Source organism: Ornithinimicrobium sp. (assembly GCF_051004135.1).
Lineage (GTDB): Bacteria > Actinomycetota > Actinomycetes > Actinomycetales > Dermatophilaceae > Ornithinicoccus.
This window is the reverse complement of sequence record NZ_JBPCKQ010000186.1, coordinates 1-3699: the sequence shown is the minus strand read 5'-3', so window position 1 is coordinate 3699 and position 3699 is coordinate 1. Positions and strand designations below refer to the sequence as shown.

Genomic DNA, 3699 nt, shown 5'->3' with positions numbered 1-3699 from the left:
CACCACCATCTACCAACTCGACCACTTCGCACCCAGAGTTAGGTCATAGGCGCCGCCACCACCAAAACCCCTGGTCAGAAACCAAACAACCTCACCAACCGTCCCGATCCTCGGAAACTCGGGCTAGCGTCTGTGGGGACAAGCCGGTGGGCGTCCGCTGATCTTCCCGCGGCCGAGTCGCCACTCGTGCAGGACGTCGTAGCGCGGGGTCCCGCCGGGGCCGTCGCCGAGGGTGGACGCGATGAGCGAGATCGTGTCGGCCCGCCACGACGGGGAGGCGTAGGTGTCCAGCGACTGCAGCAGCCGGGCGGCGTCCTGCCCGCCGGACGAGCGAGCGCGAGCCACGGTGACGTGCGGCCGGAAGGCGCGCCCCTCCGGTCGACCGCCCGCGTGGGAGATCAGTCCGCGGACACCGTGGGCCCAGCTCGACAGCCTCGCTGCGACGTCGGCCTCTCCCACGCAGCCGAACTCTCCCTCGACGGCGCTCGCCGACGTGACTCCGACCCACAACACCTTTGCCCGGCCGGGGTCGGGGAAGGCACCCGCCCCGCTCAGGCGAAGGTGGACCGGCTGCGCTCGCCCGGCCCACACCTCGCCTGCCTCGATCACCCGCTCCTCTCGGCCGAGGTCGAGCTCGGGGACGAACGCCAGCGTCAGGTGAATGGCCTCCGGCCGGCTCCACCGCCACCCGGACGGTCGGCTCCGTGACCCGAGGTCCGTGGCAGACGCGCGGGGCCCGACGAACTCCGCGAGGTGCTCGACGATGGGCTCCGGCGGCAGCACCGCCGCAAAGACACGCATCGCTCCATCATGCCCCCATTCCCGGCATCAGTCTCACGCCCTCGACGGGCCTCGGCCCGGCGCGAGGCGAGGCAGCGCGGAGGGCTCACGGTGGCTGGGATACCGTTCGTCCTCGTGGCGAGTCAGCCCGCGTCCTCCGTAGAGTCCCGGCTGGGGCGGCTCATCACCGTCTCGTTCGGGGTGGGTCTGCTGCTGGTCGCATCGGTCGCGCTGGTGGCGCCACGCAACTCCTGGTTCGTGTTCGACCGGTGGGTGGTCCTTGGCTGTGCCGCCCTGGTGCTCGGTCTCCATGCCCTCGGCAGACGATGGGCAGGCGCGCCTGGTGCGCGATGGGTCCGATCGCACCCGGACCGAACTGTCTGGGCCGGGCCGGGACGGCCGGGGGCACGGCGCTGTTCGGACTGTATGCGGTCTCGGCGGTCATCCGGTTCGGCTGGGACGCCGGGGTCGTGGCTGAGGCGGCCGCCACGTTGGCCGATGGGGGTCAGCTCGGGGCGCGCCATCTCGACTACTTCGCCTGGTTCCCCAACAACGTTCCGTTGCTGTTCGTCGAGGTCGTCCTCGCCCGGCTGGGCGCTCTGGTCGGCGTGCCCCTGGTGGCCGTCCTGGTGACCCTGCAGGTCGTGCTCGTCGGCGTGGTCCTGTGGAGCCTGGGGCGCACCGCGCGGGTGCTCGGCCACCCATGTGGCATCCTTCCCGTCCAGGCGGTGGCGCTGCTGCTGATCGGACTGTCGCCACAGGTCAGCGCCCCCTACACCGACATCCCGGGGGCGGCGTGCGTGGCGGTGGCAGTCACCGCGATGACCAGCGCCTCGGTGGCCTCGACCCGGCTGATGCAGGGTGTCTGGGCGGCCGGGGCAGCGGCGTCGCTCGCAGCCGGCATCGTGATGAAGCCTTACATCGTGGTCGTGCTGGTCGCGGTGGCCCTGGTCACCTTGGCGGTAGTGTGCTCGGGCAGATCCTGGGCGCTCGCGGGCCGAGCCGTGGCCGCCCTTGGCGCCGGCGTAGCCCTCGTGGCCGTGACGACCACCGGCCTCGGGCTGGCGTCCCAGCACGGGACCGGCCTGACCACCGATCGGCTGCAGGCGGTGCGGTCGCCCTTCCCCGTCGAGCTGTGGCTGGCCTCGGGCACCTACGACGACGCTGACCCCTCGCCCACTCGGCGCTACGGCGCCTACAACCAGCAGCTCGTGGACGCGGCGGCCGGGATCGCCTACCCGCAGAGCCGGCGGCAGATGCTCAGGGACCAGGTCCGGGAACAGGTCACCGGCCGCTCCGTCGCGGACAACGCGCGGTTCTTCGGCTCCAAAGTCACCTGGGTCTGGGGGGACGGCACCTTCTGGGCCTCCGGGGAGGGCACCGACAGCCGGCAGCCCTCCGTCCACTCCGGCGGCCCCCTACGGGTGCTGTCGGAGTGGACCATCGCCACCGGGGAGCACTACCGACTGCAGGCAGCCGTGACCCAGGGCATCTGGCTGGCCCTCCTGCTGATCACCGGTCTCGGCTTGATCGGCGCCCCATACCGACGGCTGACGACCACCTGGAGCCTGTCGCTGATCGGGCTCACCGGCTACCTGATGCTCTTCGAGGCCAGGCCCCGCTACCTGCTGGCCCTGCTGCCCGTCCTGCTGGCGCTCACGTCCGCCGGGCACCTCCCCCGGCGCCACTGAGGGTCCCGCGGGACTGCGCGGGCGCCGCACCACATACGCTCCGACTGTGCGGATCGTGGTGGCCCTCGGCGGCAACGCTCTCCTTCAGCGCGGCCAGGTGCCCGACGCCGACGCGCAGACCGCCAACATCCGCCTGGCCATGCGCGCCCTCGCGCCGCTGACCGACGACCACGAGGTCGTCATCACCCACGGCAACGGCCCCCAGGTAGGGGTCCTCGCGATGGAGAGCGCCGCCGACCCCCGGCTGACCAAGTCCTACCCCTTCGACGCACTCGGCGCCATGACCCAGGGGCTCATCGGCTATTGGATCCTGCAGGCCATCGGCAACGAACGGCCCTACCGGCAGCTGGCTTCGATCATCAACCAGACCCTGGTCGACGCGAGTGACCCGGCCTTCACCGATCCCACGAAATTCGTGGGAGAGGTGTACCCCGAGGACGAGGCCACGGCGATGGCGGCAAAGCACGGCTGGCAGGTCAAGGCCGATGGAGGCCACTGGCGCCGCGTGGTGCCCTCCCCCCGGCCTCGCGAGATCATCGAGACCCAACTGATCGACCACCTGCTCGACGAGAGCATCATCGTGGTCTGCGCCGGAGGCGGCGGTGTGCCGGTCGTCCGCACGCCGACCGGAGACCTGCAGGGGGTGGAGGCCGTAATCGACAAGGACCTCTCAGCCGCCCTGCTTGCGAGTCGCCTGAAGGCAGACCGTTTCTTGGTGCTCACGGACGTCGAGCACGTCGTCGACGGCTACGGCACACCCGAGGCTGCGCCCATCGGCCGCACGACACCGTCGGCGCTGCGAGCCTTGAACCTGCCCACCGGATCGATGGGCCCGAAGGTCGACGCGGTCTGCCGCTTCGTCGAGCGGGGCGGGCGCGGCACAGCCGCCGCCATCGGCAATCTGGCTGTTGCCCAGCGCCTCCTGGACGGCAGCGCCGGCACCTACATCACGCCAGACCCCACTTGGTAGGGATGTTGGGCGGTGCGGTCTGCCGGGGATGCCCGGTTGCGACCGCGCCGTTTCCCTGGCGACCTATACGGGACAGGGATTCTTCCGAGCGGAAAAAAGGAGCAAGCCCCGCACAGGGGTGTGCGGGGCTGGCCCGGGTGGTGCTAATGGTGGTCCGGCGGTGTCCTACTCTCCCACACCGTCTCCAGTGCAGTACCATCGGCGCAGTGAGGCTTAGCTTCCGGGTTCGGAATGTGACCGGGCGTTTCCCTCACGCTA

General features: G+C 70.8%; 3 protein-coding genes and 1 rRNA gene. 2 read left to right on the top strand and 2 right to left on the bottom strand.

Features of this window, described 5'->3' with window-relative positions:
* Window positions 1-123: 123 nt before the first annotated feature.
* Window positions 124-801 carry a 2'-5' RNA ligase family protein gene (locus ACR2FV_RS12920; RefSeq protein ID WP_434016103.1) on the bottom strand — a complete coding sequence of 226 codons (678 nt, stop codon included), beginning with the start codon at window positions 799-801 and terminating at the stop codon, window positions 124-126.
* A gap of 329 nt (window positions 802-1130) precedes the next feature.
* On the opposite strand from ACR2FV_RS12920, the gene ACR2FV_RS12915 reads away from it, so the two are divergent.
* Both ACR2FV_RS12915 and ACR2FV_RS12910 read left to right on the top strand, forming a co-directional pair.
* The gene (locus tag ACR2FV_RS12915) at window positions 1131-2471 is read left to right on the top strand and encodes a hypothetical protein (protein WP_434016102.1); all 1341 of its coding nucleotides are present in this window, start codon (window positions 1131-1133) and stop codon (window positions 2469-2471) included.
* Window positions 2472-2517: 46 nt separating this feature from the next.
* Window positions 2518-3441 (top strand): carbamate kinase, encoded by a 924-nt coding sequence (locus ACR2FV_RS12910; protein ID WP_434016101.1) that lies wholly within the window; start codon window positions 2518-2520, stop codon window positions 3439-3441.
* 152 nt (window positions 3442-3593) lie between these two features.
* Here the strand turns inward: ACR2FV_RS12910 and rrf are convergent.
* A 5S ribosomal RNA gene (rrf, locus tag ACR2FV_RS12905) occupies window positions 3594-3699 on the bottom strand; the annotation flags it as partial.